The sequence below is a fragment of the Pontibacter pudoricolor genome, assembly GCF_010092985.1.
GTDB classification, from domain to species: Bacteria; Bacteroidota; Bacteroidia; order Cytophagales; family Hymenobacteraceae; genus Pontibacter; species Pontibacter pudoricolor.
The window spans coordinates 752,944-769,798 of the sequence record NZ_CP048106.1 but is presented as its reverse complement, the minus strand read 5'-3'; the positions used below and the strand labels follow the sequence as shown (position 1 = coordinate 769,798).

General features: G+C 44.6%; 19 protein-coding genes. 13 read left to right on the top strand and 6 right to left on the bottom strand.

From position 1 onward, the window contains the following. Positions 1-121: 121 nt before the first annotated feature. Positions 122-586, bottom strand: coding sequence for a PaaI family thioesterase (locus GSQ66_RS03295; RefSeq protein ID WP_162426151.1), 465 nt, complete (start codon positions 584-586; stop codon positions 122-124). Here GSQ66_RS03295 and GSQ66_RS03290 point away from each other — a divergent pair. The 3 genes from GSQ66_RS03290 to coaD all read left to right on the top strand — a co-directional run bounded on the left by GSQ66_RS03290 (position 578) and on the right by coaD (position 2,680). Beyond that, the gene (locus GSQ66_RS03290) at positions 578-1,111 is read left to right on the top strand and encodes an NUDIX domain-containing protein (protein ID WP_238395791.1); all 534 of its coding nucleotides are present in this window, start codon (positions 578-580) and stop codon (positions 1,109-1,111) included. The genes GSQ66_RS03295 and GSQ66_RS03290 overlap by 9 nt on opposite strands. 66 nt (positions 1,112-1,177) lie before the next feature. Then, positions 1,178-2,065 (top strand): DUF3822 family protein, encoded by an 888-nt coding sequence (locus GSQ66_RS03285; protein ID WP_162426150.1) that lies wholly within the window; start codon positions 1,178-1,180, stop codon positions 2,063-2,065. Positions 2,066-2,197: 132 nt separating this feature from the next. Continuing rightward, the gene (gene coaD / locus GSQ66_RS03280) at positions 2,198-2,680 is read left to right on the top strand and encodes a pantetheine-phosphate adenylyltransferase (protein WP_162426149.1); all 483 of its coding nucleotides are present in this window, start codon (positions 2,198-2,200) and stop codon (positions 2,678-2,680) included. Here coaD and GSQ66_RS03275 read toward each other — a convergent pair. After that, positions 2,634-3,314 (bottom strand): NUDIX hydrolase, encoded by a 681-nt coding sequence (locus GSQ66_RS03275; protein ID WP_162426148.1) that lies wholly within the window; start codon positions 3,312-3,314, stop codon positions 2,634-2,636. The two genes, coaD and GSQ66_RS03275, sit on opposite strands and share 47 nt — an antisense overlap. Positions 3,315-3,421: 107 nt before the next feature. Between GSQ66_RS03275 and pyrE the strand changes: the two genes are divergently transcribed. Continuing rightward, the gene (gene pyrE / locus GSQ66_RS03270) at positions 3,422-4,060 is read left to right on the top strand and encodes an orotate phosphoribosyltransferase (RefSeq protein WP_162426147.1); all 639 of its coding nucleotides are present in this window, start codon (positions 3,422-3,424) and stop codon (positions 4,058-4,060) included. Positions 4,061-4,985: 925 nt separating this feature from the next. Continuing rightward, entirely contained in the window at positions 4,986-5,483 is a 498-nt protein-coding gene (locus GSQ66_RS03265) for a metallophosphoesterase family protein (RefSeq protein ID WP_162426146.1), read from the top strand. Between the two features lie 108 nt (positions 5,484-5,591). Here GSQ66_RS03265 and GSQ66_RS03260 read toward each other — a convergent pair whose 3' ends face one another. Further along, positions 5,592-5,831: a hypothetical protein gene (locus GSQ66_RS03260; RefSeq protein ID WP_317164219.1), complete on the bottom strand. Its 240-nt coding sequence runs from the start codon at positions 5,829-5,831 to the stop codon at positions 5,592-5,594. A 37-nt stretch (positions 5,832-5,868) separates the two neighbouring features. Here GSQ66_RS03260 and GSQ66_RS03255 point away from each other — a divergent pair, with 37 nt between their 5' ends. From GSQ66_RS03255 to GSQ66_RS03230, 6 genes are all read left to right on the top strand, one after another. Next, entirely contained in the window at positions 5,869-6,891 is a 1,023-nt protein-coding gene (locus tag GSQ66_RS03255) for a threonine aldolase family protein (protein WP_162426145.1), read from the top strand. Positions 6,892-7,052: 161 nt separating this feature from the next. Then, a complete protein-coding gene (locus GSQ66_RS03250) occupies positions 7,053-7,685 on the top strand; it encodes a DNA-3-methyladenine glycosylase family protein (protein ID WP_238395790.1) in 633 nt (210 codons plus the stop codon). A gap of 106 nt (positions 7,686-7,791) precedes the next feature. Then, positions 7,792-8,046, top strand: a complete 255-nt coding sequence (locus tag GSQ66_RS03245; protein ID WP_162426144.1) for a hypothetical protein — start codon at positions 7,792-7,794, stop codon at positions 8,044-8,046. A gap of 137 nt (positions 8,047-8,183) precedes the next feature. Next, a complete protein-coding gene (locus GSQ66_RS03240; RefSeq protein WP_162426027.1) occupies positions 8,184-9,407 on the top strand; it encodes an IS256 family transposase in 1,224 nt (407 codons plus the stop codon). Positions 9,408-9,790: 383 nt separating this feature from the next. Further along, the gene (locus GSQ66_RS03235; RefSeq protein ID WP_162426143.1) at positions 9,791-11,089 is read left to right on the top strand and encodes an erythromycin esterase family protein; all 1,299 of its coding nucleotides are present in this window, start codon (positions 9,791-9,793) and stop codon (positions 11,087-11,089) included. Between the two features lie 90 nt (positions 11,090-11,179). After that, on the top strand, positions 11,180-11,563 hold the full coding sequence (locus GSQ66_RS03230; RefSeq protein WP_162426142.1) for a nuclear transport factor 2 family protein: 384 nt from the start codon (positions 11,180-11,182) through the stop codon (positions 11,561-11,563). Between the two features lies 1 nt (position 11,564). Here GSQ66_RS03230 and GSQ66_RS03225 read toward each other — a convergent pair whose 3' ends face one another. Together GSQ66_RS03225 and GSQ66_RS03220 are read right to left on the bottom strand one after the other, a co-directional pair. After that, positions 11,565-12,476 (bottom strand): DUF58 domain-containing protein, encoded by a 912-nt coding sequence (locus GSQ66_RS03225; protein ID WP_162426141.1) that lies wholly within the window; start codon positions 12,474-12,476, stop codon positions 11,565-11,567. A 10-nt stretch (positions 12,477-12,486) separates the two neighbouring features. Further along, positions 12,487-12,897, bottom strand: a complete 411-nt coding sequence (locus GSQ66_RS03220) for a septal ring lytic transglycosylase RlpA family protein (RefSeq protein ID WP_162426140.1) — start codon at positions 12,895-12,897, stop codon at positions 12,487-12,489. Between the two features lie 132 nt (positions 12,898-13,029). On the opposite strand from GSQ66_RS03220, the gene GSQ66_RS03215 reads away from it, so the two are divergent. Further along, positions 13,030-13,395, top strand: a complete 366-nt coding sequence (locus tag GSQ66_RS03215; RefSeq protein WP_162426139.1) for a DUF3276 family protein — start codon at positions 13,030-13,032, stop codon at positions 13,393-13,395. A gap of 1,252 nt (positions 13,396-14,647) precedes the next feature. After that, positions 14,648-15,745: a redox-regulated ATPase YchF gene (ychF, locus tag GSQ66_RS03210; protein WP_162426138.1), complete on the top strand. Its 1,098-nt coding sequence runs from the start codon at positions 14,648-14,650 to the stop codon at positions 15,743-15,745. Between the two features lie 414 nt (positions 15,746-16,159). Here the strand turns inward: ychF and GSQ66_RS03205 are convergent, their stop codons facing one another. After that, positions 16,160-16,789 carry a class I SAM-dependent DNA methyltransferase gene (locus tag GSQ66_RS03205; RefSeq protein ID WP_162426137.1) on the bottom strand — a complete coding sequence of 210 codons (630 nt, stop codon included), beginning with the start codon at positions 16,787-16,789 and terminating at the stop codon, positions 16,160-16,162. Positions 16,790-16,855: the final 66 nt, after the last annotated feature.

The window sequence follows — 16,855 nt, the reverse complement described above, 5'->3', positions numbered from 1 at the left end:
CGCTCGCGCCATGGTTACCAGCCACTTTACAACAACTATAAGTATAGCTATAGTTTAGAAATTACCAGCTAATTTAGACCCAAAGTATTGCATCTCTACAACTCTGTAACTCCTAAACTCTCTAACTCTTTAATTCTCTAACTCTAAGGTCTTCCGGAGTTATAGTTGCCATGCTGGTTGTTGCTTTGGCTATCAGCAACGGTTCGGCTTCATCCTTAACCACGTACACTTCGGCTTCGCAAAAATTGAGCTTGCGCCCCTGCTTTATCACATACCCTTTAGCCAGTAATTTGTCGCCTACTCCCGGATGGAAATAAGAAACTTTTATTTCGGCGGTAACTACATGATGGTCTTTAGGTACAAGGCTAACAGCAGCGAATCCGGCAACTATATCGGCCAGTGTGGCAATAACACCACCGTGCGTAAAGCCTTTGTGCTGCTTGTGGCGCTGCTCCAGTTTTAGCTCGCCTTCTATTCTTCCTGCCTCAATTTTCGTAACTTCGAAGCCCATCAGTTTCATGAACTCCTGCCGTTCCAGCTTTTCGCGGACGTCAGCTTCGAAATCGGGGTTAAACGTTTGAATCATATTTACAAAAATACCACCAATACCACGCGCAAACAAACTATGACTGATATTAACCCAAATGCCGCTGCCTACGCCGATAAAGTTCGGGTGCGGGTATGCGGCATCTGCATACAGGACGATAAAATGCTGCTGGTTCGTCACCAGTCAACTATAAAAAATAAAGCTTTCTGGGCGCCGCCGGGTGGTGGTTTGCAGTTCGGCGAAAGCATAGCCGATTGCCTGAAACGTGAAATGCTGGAAGAAACCGGTATTGAAGTGGAAGTAATCCGTTTCCTGTTTGTGAATGAGTTTCTGCAGCCTCCTTTGCAGGCTGTGGAGTTATTTTTTGAGGTGAAGCCTGTTGGCGGAAGTTTAACGAAAGGCACAGACCCGGAAGCTACCTCAGAAATGCAGTTGATAGAAGAAGTGACCTGGAAAACGAAGCACGAAGTAAGGGAGATTCCGTTGCCGGATAAACACAGCATTCTGCACCACTTGTATTCTTTCAACGACCTGATGAGCATGCCGCATCATTTCGTAAAGTAGATATGCCATATTTTTTTTATACTTGCATAGCGCTATAAACAGGCTTTCACTCACCAGCTTTAAACTTTGAACACGACCAGCACTAACTTCCGGCTATCGAACAAAATTCAGGACGAAGCATTTGCGCTTTCTGCTGCCAGCAATTGCAATCTATACATATCTATCTCTCAGAAAAGTATACGACTGGCTGTGACTGATGTGGAGCGTAATAAGTTTGTGGTACTGGAAGATTACGAGCTGATCACTGTTTTTACGCCGGCACAGGTGGCTGAACAGTTACAACTGATTGCCCGAGAAAACCCATTATTGCAGGAACAGAACTGGAAAACCATACGTGTAGCTGTAAGCAACCAGCACTTTACACTTGTACCCGAAACACTTTTCGATCCGGCGCATCAACAGGATTACCTGCGCCTGCACAGCTACCTGAATCCGCAACTGGACGATGTGCTCTCCTACCACCACAGCAGCCTGGAAGCAGTTAACATATTTGCTGTAGAGCGCGTGCTCCGTGCTACCATACAGGAGATTTTCCCGGAGCGCGAAATTCAGTTCGTACACCAGACAACCTCACTCATCAAAAGTATTCTGCACCAAACCGGCCGAAGTGCTGCACGAAGCATGTCTGTGTTTGTAGAACGAAGTTTTGTAACGATATTGGTAGTAGATGCCCACGGACTTCAGTTCTGCAACATTTTCCAGTACCACAGCCCCGAAGACTTTATTTACTACATCATCTTTGTAATGCAGGAACAGAAAATGAACCCGGAGCAGGAAACCATTACTGTTTGGGGCGACATTACGCATGATGCAACGCTGTTCACGATCATGCAGAAGTATATCCGGCAGGTTAAATTCGGAAAGAAACCACAAGACATCGGCTACTCCTACAAATTCGACGACCTGTTCGAACACCGCTACTTCGAGCTCTATAGTTTACACTTGTGTGAATGATTAATGGAGAATGAGTAATGAATAATTATTTTCCATCTGTCATTTCGACGTAAGGAGAAATTTGAATCAACTATAGTTAGTAAACTATAAATCTTACCTGCAGTACAAGCAAAAAATCAAAATTCTACTTAAATGAAAAAGCGCATTGCTTTATTTCCCGGCTCTTTTGATCCTTTCACAAACGGACACCTGGACGTGGTGATGCGTGGCACGCGATTGTTTGATGAGATCATTATTGCCATCGGGAATAATAGCAGCAAACAGCGTTATATTCCGGTTGAGCAGATGGTAGGGATAATAAACGGTTTGTTTAAAGATGAACCGAAGGTGTCGGTAGCAGCTTACAAAGGATTAACGGCTGAATATGCCCGCGAGGTTGGAGCACAATTCTTACTGCGTGGCCTACGTAACACCACCGATTTTGAATACGAGAATACCATTGCCCAAGCCAACCGCCACGTAAACACCGACCTGGAAACAGTTTTCCTGATCACGTCGCCGCCTCTGGCAGCGATCAGTTCATCTATTATCCGTGAAATTCACCGTTTTGGTGGCGATGTGGCTGATTTTATACCTTTCCCGACTTCAGCGATTGCAAATAATGACGCACAATAAAGGCAATTGACGTATAGGCTTTTGGTAATACTTCCAGGGCTTCTTCCGGTGTCATCCAACGTACTTCCTCGATAAACTCTTCGGCTTGCGGCTTCATCAGGCTGTCATCGGTGCAGCTCATCACGTACCAGGACGTTTTCTTTAGAATTTTCTTACCCTTGAAAGCATACGAATGCCAGGTTTTAGGCAACCTCTCCAGTAGTTCTACTGAGATATTACATTCTTCTTCTACTTCACGCAAGGCCCCCTCTTTCGCACCTTCTTTCTTATTCAGCTTCCCTTTCGGCAGATCCCAGACACCCAAACGGTAGATCATCAGCAGCTTTCCTTCTTTAATTACAAGTCCGCCGGCAGCTTTTACTATTTTAAACTGATCTTTCAGGTGCTCAATCAGTCGTTTCTTTTTGTTGGTGACAAGCGTCAGTGAATTCAGTTTTTTAAGCTTTTTCACCTCCATCAGGCGCACCAGGCGGTCTATCAGCAACAGATCTGCATCTTTAATCAGTACGTCCCCTACCAGGTCTTTTGATGTAAAATGGTCGTCAGCATCCAGTACCAGGTCGTAATGGTGCCTGTATACTTTTTCGTTAGACCTTTTGAGTATAAGCGGAATATCGTTAATGAAAACGTTCATGTGGTAGGTGCTCTTAATTCGTGTGAAAGTTACACAAATGGATAAATAAATCAATTTAAAGAAACTACAGGGCCTTAAAAAGGCAAATATTTCTGTAATTTCGGCTCATGGATACTACGACGACAGCACACCAGGTTGCTTCTTTCCTGCTGGAAACAGAAGCCGTTAAGTTAAGCCCAGAAAAGCCCTTTAAGTGGAGCTCTGGCTGGAACTCGCCCATTTACTGCGACAACCGTGTTACCCTTTCTTTTCCGCATATACGCAGCTTTATCAAACAACAGCTAGCGGAACAGATCAAAAATAACTTCCCGGAAGCTGAAGCCATTGCTGGCGTAGCCACTGCTGGTATAGCGCAGGGAGCGCTGGTAGCCGACCTTTTAGAGATGCCTTTCCTGTATGTACGCCCTGAGCCTAAGAAACATGGCATGGGCAACCAGATAGAAGGCAAGTTAATTCCGGGCCAGAAAGTAGTACTGTTAGAAGACCTGATCTCGACAGGTGGCAGTTCTTTAAAATCGGCTGAAGCAGTACGCGCAGCCGGCGGCGAAGTGGTTGGTATGGTAGCCATCTTTACATATGGTTTTGCCCTGGCCGATGAGAATTTCCGAAAAGCAGGCATCGCGTTACACTGCCTGAGCAACTATAGCGCTTTAACAGAAGCGGCCGTTGCTAATGGTTACATCCAGGAGTCTGCCTTAGAAGCTTTAGCTGAATGGCGTAAATCTCCTGAAACATGGGGAGTTTAATAATGATTAATTAGGAATAAATAATGAAGGAGACGGGGCTTTGGCTTTGTCTCCCTTTTTGTTTTGTCTGAATTGAGATTAAAGGATTTTAAGGATTCTGCTTCAGATGACGCTTGAATTCTTGCTTCTCCGCTGGCGCGAGTGTACTCGCTCATGACTTACGATGGTGTGGAGTCTCCTGACGTAACTGGTCCGGCAGGGACAGACTATGTCTGAACCGGGATTAAGGGAGATTTAAAGGATTTCTGGGATAAAGGGAATTGCTATAGTTGGAGCTATAGTTCTATAGTTGTGGTTTTACCCCTTCCCAGCCTTTCCCTTTAAAAGAGGGCCCCTACCCCCAAAACAGGGGAAGGAGCTTTCGAGTTGTCGCTATAGTTGAGGTTACTGTTTTATAGTTTTGGTTTTAACCCACCCCTGCCCCTCCCAGGAGGGGAATTACGGCTGTTGCTATAGTTGAGAGTTGTAGTTCCATAGTTACAGACCAGGATCGGACAGGTCGCGACCTGTCCCTACGGAATTATCACCACGATAAAGGTCGAAGCTTAACTGGTTCAAACTATAGACAAAAGTAACTATCGAACTGATCACAGTCTTTGGGTTGAGCGCCTTGTAGATTTCCGGTGCCGTGAGGCATTGCGAGGAACGAGCAAAGGAAATGTACACAGCGCGATGCCCCAAGACGGGGCCTCCCGGCCGTGAGGGCACCAAAGCCAACTATAGAACTGTAAGTGAGTAAAGCTCCCAGGATTAAAAGTAGCTATAGAAGAAAAGGCTTGGTTCAGGTTGCAACTATAGTTGACTATAGAATCCAGCCTTCCCGACTAACGTTCGAAATGACAGAGGAGAAACTATAAACTCGAACTATACTTTCCCAAAACTCATCCGTAAACCTTAACTTCACATTCAACTATAACTATAGCCAATGAAAATAGGCCTCCTTTCCGATACCCACTCCTATTTAGATGATCAGATAATCCGGCTACTAACAGTCTGTGATGAAATATGGCATGCAGGGGATTTTGGCAGTATAGAAGTGTCGGACAGGCTAAACGAGATAGCGCCGTTGCGGGGAGTTTATGGCAATATTGATGATGCAACTATAAGACAAGTGCACCCAAAAGTAAACCGGTTTATAGTGCAGGGGCTTGATGTGATGATGACGCATATTGGCGGTTACCCGGGAAAGTATCACCCTGATGTCAGAAACGAGATCAAAACAAACCCGCCGCAACTATACATTACGGGTCATTCCCATATCCTGAAAGTGATGCCGGATAAAAGCCTGAACAACTTACTACACTTAAACCCGGGAGCCGCCGGCAAACATGGCTTTCATACGATGCGCACCATGATGCGATTTGATGTGAATAACGGCAAGGTGGCGAATCTGCAGGTGATAGAGCTTGGCAAAAGGGCATAAAAAAAAGCGTGCCTGCGGTGCAAGCACACTTTGAAGTCTTTCGAAAACCCGCCACCCGAAGCTTTCACAGCGTTGGCAGGCAGATGGTTTTACTTTGCCGTAAAAAGACTACTCAGCAGAAGCTTCTTCTTTCTTGTTTTTTGGAGCTTCACCGAACTGAGCACGTAGCTCGTCCATGTCAACATTCTTGATAACTGGTGTTAACAACAGCTGCTTAATTCTGGCAACCTTGTTGTTTGCTCTTGCCTTATTTTTACGGTCTTTTCTTTTAAGTCTAGTAACTCCCATCGTTGCAATTATTAAATTTGAAGGGCAAAAGTAAGTTATTATTTTTACAAAGTAAAGCATTTACTACATCAAATTCAGTATTACCTATACAAACCTTATGATAGAGATAACAGATCTTCGTTCCGATACCGTTACAAAACCTACACCCGAAATGCTGCAGGCCATGTTTGCTGCCCCGGTTGGCGACGACGTGTACGAAGAAGACCCAACTATAAACGCTCTGGAAGCCAAAGCAGCTGCCCTATTTGGCATGGAAGCCGGCTTATTCTGCCCATCAGGCACCATGACCAACCAGATCGCGATAAAAGTGCATACTGGGCCATTAACAGAAGTAATTTGTGACACAACAGCGCACATTTACCAGTACGAAGGTGGTGGTATTGCTTCAAACTCATATGCATCAGTAGCGCTGGTGAATAGTGAACGCGGCAAAATGACACCTGAACAGGTAGAAGGAAGCATACGTCCGGATAATATCCATCACCCTATTACAAAACTTGTTGCCCTGGAGAACACCTGTAACAAAGGTGGCGGGTCTTACTACACTATAAAGGAAATTGCAGCCATTTCGGAGGTTTGCAAGCGCAATAACCTGGCCCTGCACCTGGATGGCGCGCGTGTATTTAATGCTTTGGTAGCTTCCGGTGAAAACGCTAAGGACTATGGTTTGTACTTCGACAGCATTTCGGTTTGCCTGAGTAAAGGGTTAGGTGCTCCGGTTGGTTCGGTGTTGCTGGGCAGTAAAGCATTTATAAAGCAAAGCCGCCGTGTGCGCAAAGTGTTTGGCGGCGGTATGCGGCAAGCCGGTTACCTGGCAGCAGCATGCATCTATGCCCTGGATAATAATATCGAGCGCCTGAAAGAAGACCACCGCAAGGCGAAACAAATGGAAGAAGTACTGTTGCAGATGAACTATGTAGAAAGTGTACTGCCAGTTGAAACCAACATCGTCATCTTTAAGCTTAACCAGAAGTACAATGATGCTGCTTTTATAAATACACTGGCAGAACATAACATCCGGGCATCAGCTTTTGGCCCTCAGATGATTCGTTTTGTGACACACCTTGATGTGACCGATAAGATGCAGGAGCATACCCTGAATGTGCTGAAGTCGCTGTAGTTAAATCCAATCCCACCAGCCTTTTCTCGGTTAAGGCTAGAGCCTGCAATTACTTTACTATTTTCATTTCGAACAAAGTGAGAAATCTATTTCGGACTACCCCAATATGTTAAATAGAACTCTCCTTTGTCGAGATGATAATTAATGTCAACTATAAAACTATGAATAACTCTACTCCTATCTACCCTGCACCTGAAGTAATGGCCATACTTGGCAAGGACCCAATTCTATCAACTATAATCGCGAACGGACAGCCCCTCAAATCCTCTAAATCAGAAGACCTGTACTATAAATTGCTGAGTGCTATCGTTTCGCAGCAACTTTCAACCAAGGCCGCAGCCACTATATTTAAACGTTTTACGGAGTTTTTCCCGGACAATTACCCACACCCGGAACTGGTACTTGCTGCCACCGATGAGATGCTGCGCAGTGTTGGCTTATCGTTCCAGAAGATTGGCTATGTACGCAATGTGGCGGCCTTCGCTGCAGATGGTAACCTGGAACATGCAACGATAGATGCCCTGGAAGACGAAGCACTGATCCTGCACCTGACGAAAATAAAAGGAGTTGGCCGCTGGACCGTAGAAATGCTGTTAATGTTTGCCCTGGAGCGCCCGGATGTTTTCCCGGTGGATGACCTGGGTATACAGAACGCGATGAAGCGACACTATAGTTTGGAAGAGACGGGCAAGCCTTTACGCATCCGCATGCAGCAACTTGCGGAGAACTGGCGCCCCCACCGCACCATCGCCAGCAAGTACCTGTGGCAGTCGCTGGATAATATGCCGAAGTAAGAGGATTTATAGTTATATTGAGTGGAGAATAAAGGAAACCTACTCCGTACATAAAGCAGATAAGCGTATGTTGTCGTGTATCCAATAGTTGTGGTGCATTGGAATCATGAAAAGAATAACTATTGATAAGCTAAACATCTACCAAAAGTATGGCGGGGACAACGATGGATTCGCAAGAGCAGGTAAAGAAGTTGAAAAACAGAAACTCAATAGTGAAGACTGGGCGCTTATAGATGAGTTAATACAATCTTTGGAACTCATCAACCATGGTCTTGCTTCGGGTGACTTCGCTAAAAGAACCTTATCAAGATTGGAAGAGCTAACTGATGAACAAGCATATAGGAGGTTTATGAAAGTATAAAAGAAAATATTCAAAGCATGAGTAACTGGTTTGATGAAATAATAAGGAAGCCCAAATTATTAGGAATAACAGCCATTACGAGGCTGTAAAATAAACTGTGTCAAAGGATTAGGAGTATTACCTTTAACACAGTTGACATGGAAGAAAAAAACGAGCTGGATCTGGAAAAGATCAAGCGCCAGTTCCTGGAAGAGTTCCGGAGCGGCAAACCCACCTTTGGCAAAGATGGCGCACTTGGCCCCTTGTTAAAACACTTTTTAGAAGCCGCTTTGGACGCGGAGATGGACCTTCATCTGACAGATGAGCAACGCAAGCAAGGCAACCGGCGCAACGGAAAGGTGAGCAAACAAGTGCGTACAACAGACGGAGTGATTGAAGTGGAATCCTCCCGCGACCGCTCGGCTAGCTTTGAGCCGCAGATTATCCGCAAGCGGGAAACGGTGCTGGCCGAAAACCTGGAGCCCCGCATTCTAAGCATGTACGGCCTGGGCATGAGCCTTCGGGACATCTCGGCTCATCTGAAGGAGATGTACGACATGGACATCTCCCACGATACCTTAGCGGCCCTCACCGAAAAGATCGTTCCCCAGGTTAAGGAATGGCAGGCCCGGCCGCTGGATCCGCTCTACTGCATCGTCTGGCTGGACGCCATGCACTACAAGGTCAGGCAGGAAGGGCGCACCATCTCCAAAGCTGTCTACAACATTCTGGGCATTGACCGCCACGGCTACAAAGAGTTGCTGGGCGTGTATGTATCCGAAAGCGAAGGGGCTACTTTCTGGCTCTCGGTGCTCACTGACCTGCAACAGCGGGGCCTACAGGATATGCTCATTGCCTGCATCGACAACCTAAAGGGCTTTGCCGAAGCCATCGGCAGTGTTTTCCCGCAGGCTGAAGTACAAAGCTGTATTGTCCACCAGATCCGTAACAGTATCAAATATGTGGGCTCTAAGGATCAGAAGGATTTTATCAGGGACTTAAAGCCCGTGTACCGGGCAGAAACAAAAGAGCTGGCGGAGCTCAGGCTATTGGAGCTGGAAGAGAAGTGGGGCAAAAAGTACCCCAAGGTGCTCGAGAGCTGGCAGCGAAACTGGGAGAAGCTCTCAACGTACTTTAAGTACACTGAGCCGATTCGCCACCTGATCTACACCACCAACACGATAGAGGGTTTTCACCGCCAGGTCAGGAAGGTGACCAAAACCAAAGGAGCTTTCCCCTCAGACATGGCTCTGCTGAAGCTGATTTACCTCTCGCACCAGCATATCAGCAAAAAGTGGGTGATGCCACTGGCAAACTGGAGCCAGACGGCCCAGCAGCTATCGATCTGGTTTGGCGAGAGGATGCAACTGGACTTGAAGTGAGTCACACTTCAATAGTTTGGCCCTGTTGCCGTAAGGACTCAGCCAGAACAGCAAAAGGGCCAGTAAATTGAAATGAGGAATGACACAGTTTAAATTACACTCCCGCCATTACTCTAAATCTCATTCCTACATGGTGGACTTTCTTTTTCTTTATTACTATACCAATCATCTTGTTGGGCTTGATATTCCTGTTTCTGAAGCCAAGTACCAGAACAGCTTATGAAATGCCTGCAGGAATACTCGTTTTCGGGATAGCCTTTGGGTTGCTAATGAGCATTATTTCAATAATAGAAATAGCACAAATCTAAAAACAACATACCACAACAAAACCTATAAGTTAGCTACACCACCTTATAGCAGAGACGTTGTACCAAACTTAATTTATGAGAAATATAAAGACATTACTTCTACTATTTTTACTGCTTTGTCCATCACTTCAGGTGTTTGCGCAATCGAATATTGACCGATTGGCCTACATTAAAGAAAATGCAGTTGTAGTAAACAACATAGAACCACTTAATGAAGATTATTCTGACTTAGCCCTGCTTAAGAAAAGCCTGGAGCATGTAGAAATTGTAGGCCTTGGGGAACAGACCCATCATGACGGCCACACTTTCAAGGCCAAAACCAGGCTTATTAAATTCCTGCACCAGGAGATGGGCTTTAGTGTTATCGCTTTCGAAAGTGGCTTCTATGATTGCTATAAGGCATGGCAGGAAATACAAAATGGAGAGATTACCATAGAGGCAGCCAGGAAATCCATTTATCCTTTCTGGATTAGCAAGGAAACAGAAGAGCTTTTTAAATACATTGATAAACAAAAAGATACAGATAAGCCTCTAATACTCGCTGGTATAGACTGCAAGTTCTCAGGCACCTATTCTAAGAATAGTCTGCTTCACGACTTTAAAGATTACCTGCAAGTCGTTGAATCAGCAACTGTTCAGGATACTGCTAAGTGGTCTGCTTTTAGTGCTGCGTTAGAGCGCACTATAGCCATCTCAGATTACCTAACCAAACCCAGCGCTGCCGATACCCTGATTCTGAAGACAGAGCTCAGGAATATTCTTAAAGACGTAAAAGGCAAGGCCGCCTCACGGGAAATAAGTCAGCAGGAACATCTGTTTTGGCAGCAATTCATGCATAGTACGCTTGCAGAAATATCCAAAAGATTTTCAAACGAGCAGGTGCGGGACAGGCAAATGGGAGCTAACCTGGCTTTTTTACAAAGCCAGTTGTATAAAGGACAAAAAGTGGTTGTATGGGCTGCTTCTTCTCACCTTACTTACAATGGAGTAAACATTGAACGTGAATTTTATCAGCAGAATCTGAGATTAGGGGATTATATAAAGCAATCCTATGGTGAAAAATACTATAATATTGGTTTCACAGGCTATAAGGGAAAAATCGGGAAACTTCTTTTCTTTCCCCTGATAAACGTAAAAAAACATAAGCTAAATAGTATAGAATATGTGTTTGGACAGACCAATCAGCCATATTTGTTTCTTGATTTTAACAAAACCGATCTCCCTCAATGGCTACTAGACCCTTTGGTTGCAAGGCCCTTCGGGTATAAAGAAATGCGCATGAGATTGCCACAGGTAATGGACGGCCTTTTCTACACAGAAGATATTTTTGAGAAAACCTTTATTCCACTTGCCAGGCAAGAGCAGACTTTATAATATCTTCTTAAGCAGAAAAGTATGGTACAACACAACCTATACGGCAGCTTTGCAGCCGCATAGCCCAACACGTTAGAAATAAAAATTCACATGCCAAACTCCGCCATCCAACAAACTATAGAAACCTACATCGCAGCCTACAACAACTTTGATGTAGAAGCCATGATTGCGCAGTTACACCCTGATATTGAATTTGAGAATATTGCGAATGGAGAAGTGACGCTAAGTATAAAAGGTACAAAAGCCTTTAAGCAGCAGGCTGAAGTAGCTACCAAATACTTTAAACACCGCGAGCAGAAAATTACGCAGCTAACTATAACTGATACTAAAGCCGACGCACAAATAGACTACTCAGCTATACTTGCAATAGATTTACCAAACGGGATGAAAGCCTGCGATAAGCTGGAGTTGAAAGGAAAGTCTGTATTTACTATTGAGGATGGTAAAATCATCCGGTTACAGGATTATAGTTAGCTTAACGCACCTTCGCCCGTTTTACCAGGTAACTATACAGCACCTTATCAAAAGGCTCGCTGATATCTACAGGCACAAAATCTATTTTATACTGGCCACACTTTAGCGCAAGCTCGCGTTTATAGTTCGCAACAGCCGTTTTATAGTTGTCGCGCACCTGCGATGGCTGCAACTTCAGCTCCTGCCCTGTCTCTATATCCACAAAAATGTAGGGCCGCTCGGCAAAGTCAAACTCTTCTTCCGTTTTGCGGTCCATCACATGGAAAATCAGCACTTCGTGTTTCTGGTGTTTCAGGTGCTGTAATGCCGAAAAAGTAGTGTCCATATCCTCATTGCGCCCCAGCATATCACTGAAAATAATAACCAGAGACCGTTTAGGAATTTGCTGCGCGATCTGGTGAATGACTCCTGGCACTTCGGTTCCGGAGAGGGCCGGCTTAGCCTCTAATTGCTGTTGAAGCAGCAGTAATAAGGTGTGCAAATGAGAAGCCGTGGAGCGAACCGGCGTTTGTAGTTGAATGGTATCAGCAAACGTTACCAACCCAACGGCATCGCGCTGTTTGCGCAAAACGGTCGCAATAGCCGCTGCACAAAGTATACTGAATTTTATCTTACCATGCGAGTCTGTAGGGTAGTACATGGACGGCGACACATCCAGTAAAAGGTGGCAGCGGAGGTTGGTTTCTTCTTCGTAGCGCTTAACAAAAAGCTTGTCGGTGCGGGCAAAAACTTTCCAGTCGATGTGGCGGGTACTTTCGCCGCTATTATACAGGCGGTGCTCCGAAAACTCTACCGAGAAACCATGGTACGGCGACTGATGCAAACCGGTAATAAAGCCTTCCACCAACTGCTTTGCCAGAAACTCCATGTTCTCAAATTTCTGAACATCGGCAAGGGTGATGGGCTGCTTCATGGGCTACATATTAGTTGGTTTTATCTGGCTTTGCTTCTGAAACGGCAAAAGGCACTTCTTGTTGCTCTTCCATTGGGTTTACTTCTTTTAAAGTTACCTTACCTACACCGGCACGAATCATATCGATCTCTTTTGCAGCAGCTCTGGACAGATCTATGATGCGGCTACCTTTCGGCATACGATCGTTTATTTTAACTATAACCGATTTGCCATTTGCCAGGTTGGTAACCTCTACAAAAGTGTTGAAAGGAAGTGTTGGATGCGCGGCAGTCAACTGTGTTTTGTCGTAGCGTTCGCCGCTGGCAGTGCGCTGCCCCTGCATACGGTCGGCGTAGTAAGATGCCTTACCGTTAGCTATATAGGTGGTGTTACCCGATGAAAAAGAGAGAAGGAATACTAGTAAAATTGAACATAAATTCATGATTTACTATTTTGGTCCGGGGCCAAATATAATAGAAAAATTTAATATCGATTTTAAATTCAAAAATTTTTATATATCAATTCTATATGTTACTTTTAGGTTCATTAAGTTGAATTTAACGTCTTATAAACGGTGGAAGAGAACAACGAAAAAGCAGAAATTTATTCCCAAAGAGTAAGAGCCGGGAAGAGAACGTATTTCTTTGATGTGAAATCAACTCGCTCAAACGACTTCTATGTGACCATCACAGAGAGTAAAAGAAAGTTCAAAGATGAGACCTTCTCGTACGAAAAGCACAAGATCTTTCTTTATAAAGAAGACTTTGTGAAATTTATGGAAGCACTGCAGGGAACAATTGAGCACGTTAAATCTGAGCTGCTAACCGAGGAAGCACTTGCTGCTTTAGAGGCATCTGAAACGATGGAAACGATGGAATCAACGGAGCCCGTAACCGTATCTGCCGACGCAACTTTTGATGAAGAACTCAAGTGGGAGTAACCTACACTCCTGCTTTATAAAATACTGAAAGAGCCTGTAGTTAACGCTACAGGCTTTTTTGCTTTTCATCTCAATGGGTGATGTTGATTTCTAAGGTTTCTACTGTAGTTGATGTTTATGTCTATAGTACCCGTTATCCAACCACCCCAGCCCTCAGTGCTACGATCGCTACTTTCAAGATCACTTCAAGCTAGAATAAAGATGGGAGTTTTTTGGGCCATTGCTATAATTGGGGTTTTACCCCTTCTCCCATACCAGAAGTGGAAATTTAAGGTGGAGCTATAGTTCTATAATCTATGATGCTGGCGCGAGCGTCCCCGCTCGTGACTAACTATGGCGTTGAGTCTCCTGACTCAACTGGCCCGTCAGGGACAGGCATTGTCTGAACCGGGATTAAGGGAGATTTATGGATTTTTGGGATAAAGGTGATTGGTATAGTTTTATAGTTGTGGTTTTACCCCTTCCCAGCCTTCCCCTAAAAACAGGGGAAGGAGCTTTTAGCCTTTGCTATAGTTTTGAATATTGTTTTATAGTTACTGTTTTAACCCACCCCTGCCCTCCCGGGAGGGAATTGCGGCTGTTGCTATAGTTTTAGTTATCGTTTTTTAGTTTCCGTTTGTCACCCCCCTGCCCCTTCGAAGGGGGACTTTTCTGCTACTGCTTGCCCAACTGTTATTTTGACCAGTGGGAGAAAGCTGAATTTGCTATAGTTGCAGACCAGGAGCGGACAGGTCGCGACCTGTCCCTACGGAATTATGACCACGATAAGGCGATTCAACTATAGCTTCTCCTTTAAACTATAGAGTTACTATCGAACTGATCACAGTCTTTGGGTTGAGCGCCTTTGATTTGTTGCGCTGCCGCAAGGCAACCCGAGCAGAGCGAGGGTAGCAAGAAAGCAGCAGCGCGATGCCCGAAGACGGGGCCTCCCGGCCATGAGGGCACCAAAGCCAACTATAGATCGGTAGGTTGTTAGAGCTCCCAGGATTAAAGAACGCTATGGAAGAAAAGGCTTGGTTCAAGGAGTAGAAAATCAAACTATAGCACTCAGATTTCTCCTAACGTCAAAATGACAAAAGACAAACTAAAGGGGAAATATGATTCCTCACAACTTTGCTGACTCTCTTCTACTCTCATCTCAGAATGACTATAAAAAAGATACATTTGCCCCACTCCAACACTTTAATTTCAACTATAAATCAATCCACAAAAAATCGTATCTTTGCCCCCTGAAATTAAGAACTAAAGATACATGGGATTAAGATGCGGCATCGTGGGCTTGCCAAACGTAGGTAAGTCAACTTTATTTAACGCTATTTCTAACGCCAAGGCAGAATCTGCCAACTACCCTTTCTGTACCATTGAGCCAAACGTGGGCGTAATTACCGTACCTGATGAGCGTTTGCAGATACTGGAGGAATTAGTGCATCCTGAGCGTGTGTTACCAACTGTAATTGAGTTTGTTGACATTGCCGGGTTGGTAAAAGGTGCTAGTAAAGGCGAAGGTCTGGGCAACAAATTCCTGGCAAACATACGAGAAGTGGATGCCATTATACACGTAGTACGTTGCTTCGAGGACCCGAACATTGTGCACGTTGCCGGTAAAGTGGATCCGATCTCAGATAAAGAAATTATAGATACAGAGCTGCAGTTAAAAGACCTGGAGTCTGTTGACAAGAAATTGCTGAAAGTGCAGCGCTCCGCAAAAGCAGGCGATGCAAAAGCAAAGAAAGAGTATGCCAGCCTGGAGAAATACAAGACCCATCTGGAGGCTGGTCTGAACGCGCGTAGCCTTGATGCAACTGATGAAGACAAAGAAGCTGTAGAGGACCTTAACCTGCTTACAGCTAAGCCGGTGATCTATGCCGCTAACGTAGACGAGGAATCTGTTAACACTGGTAATCAGTTCTCGAAAGCACTGGAAGAACATGTGAAAGCTGAAAATGCTGAAGTTGTTCTGATCTCGGCTTCTATTGAGGCGCAGATCGCAGAGCTTACTGACGAAGAGGAAAAGGAGATGTTTTTGGCAGAATATAACCTGAAAGAGTCTGGTTTGAGCAAGCTGATAAAGGCGTCTTATAGTTTACTGAACCTGATCACTTACTTTACAGCAGGTGTAAAAGAAGTACGTGCCTGGACGATTGGTAAAGGCTGGAAAGCGCCTGCAGCGGCCGGTGTAATTCATACAGATTTTGAAAAAGGCTTTATCCGTGCCGAGGTTATCAAACTAAAAGACTACCAGGAGTATAAGTCAGAAGCGAAGATAAAAGAAGCCGGTAAAATGGCTGTAGAAGGTAAAGAATATGTGGTACAGGATGGTGACATTATGCACTTCCGTTTCAACGTATAGTTTATACTTTTGAAATATAGAAAAGGGCAGCTTTATAGTTGCCCTTTTTTGTTTTTGTCTGAATCAGGATTCACAGGATTAAAGGATTTTCAGGATTGACCTTTTGTTATAATTGAGTCTATAGTTCTATAGTTGTTTATACTAGTTTTTGCCGGCGCGGGTTTGCAACCCGTACTTAACGATAGTGTTGAGTTTGTAACTCAACTGGCCCTATAGGGACAGAAATAGCATAGGCTGTCGCTATAGATCTAAAACTTTCCAACTACCCCCTGACCTCTTCTTATCCAAAGCAGGAAGTTAACCTAACCCTCCCCATCCCAAGAGGGGATTTTCTGCCTTTGCTATAGTCTTACTATAGTTCTATAGTTGTCGCCAGTATGTAGAATAAATGAGAACCTTGTTGTGTTACAAGAGCTATACTTTCTGCAAGAGTACAGTTAAAATTCTGGGAAGCTGCGAGCGATCGTTATCGTCGAAGAACTCGTTGATATCTGCAACTATAAAACCGTGTTGTTTGGCGGCTTGTGTGAAGTCGGAAATATGGTGGGTGTAGCACTCCAGTATTTGTTGGCCATTTTCAGTATCGAAGCGGGCTTTACTGCCAGTATATTGTTTGAATGGATGTAACTCACCTATATAAACATGTCCACCGGAAACCAAAACTTCCGAAGCTTTCCTGAAAATAGGTTCCAGGTTAGCAATGTGCTCCAGCACGAGGCTAAAGGTTATCAGTTCATACTTCTTATCAATAAACGACCAGTTATTTGTAATGTCCGCCTGAACGAACTGAACACTATCAGAAGCGATTTTCTGTTTCGCTTTTGTAAGCATCTCTTCTGAAAAGTCTACAGCTGTTACATGGGTAGCTTTTTCCTGGAGCCAGACGGTGTTCTTGCCGGTCCCACAGCCAATTTCCAGTACGCGTTCAAAATCTATAGTTGCCAGTGTAGTTCGCAAACCCTTTCCTTCCAGGTCGCGGGTGCGGTTTTGGTTGGTGTCATATTGCGCTGCCCAACTATTGTAGGCTTTTTGTATGCTTGACATTGTAAGGTTAATTAACGGCTTTGCTAAAATGCGTTTTAATGCTTTTTAGCATTTGTTGGCAGATAG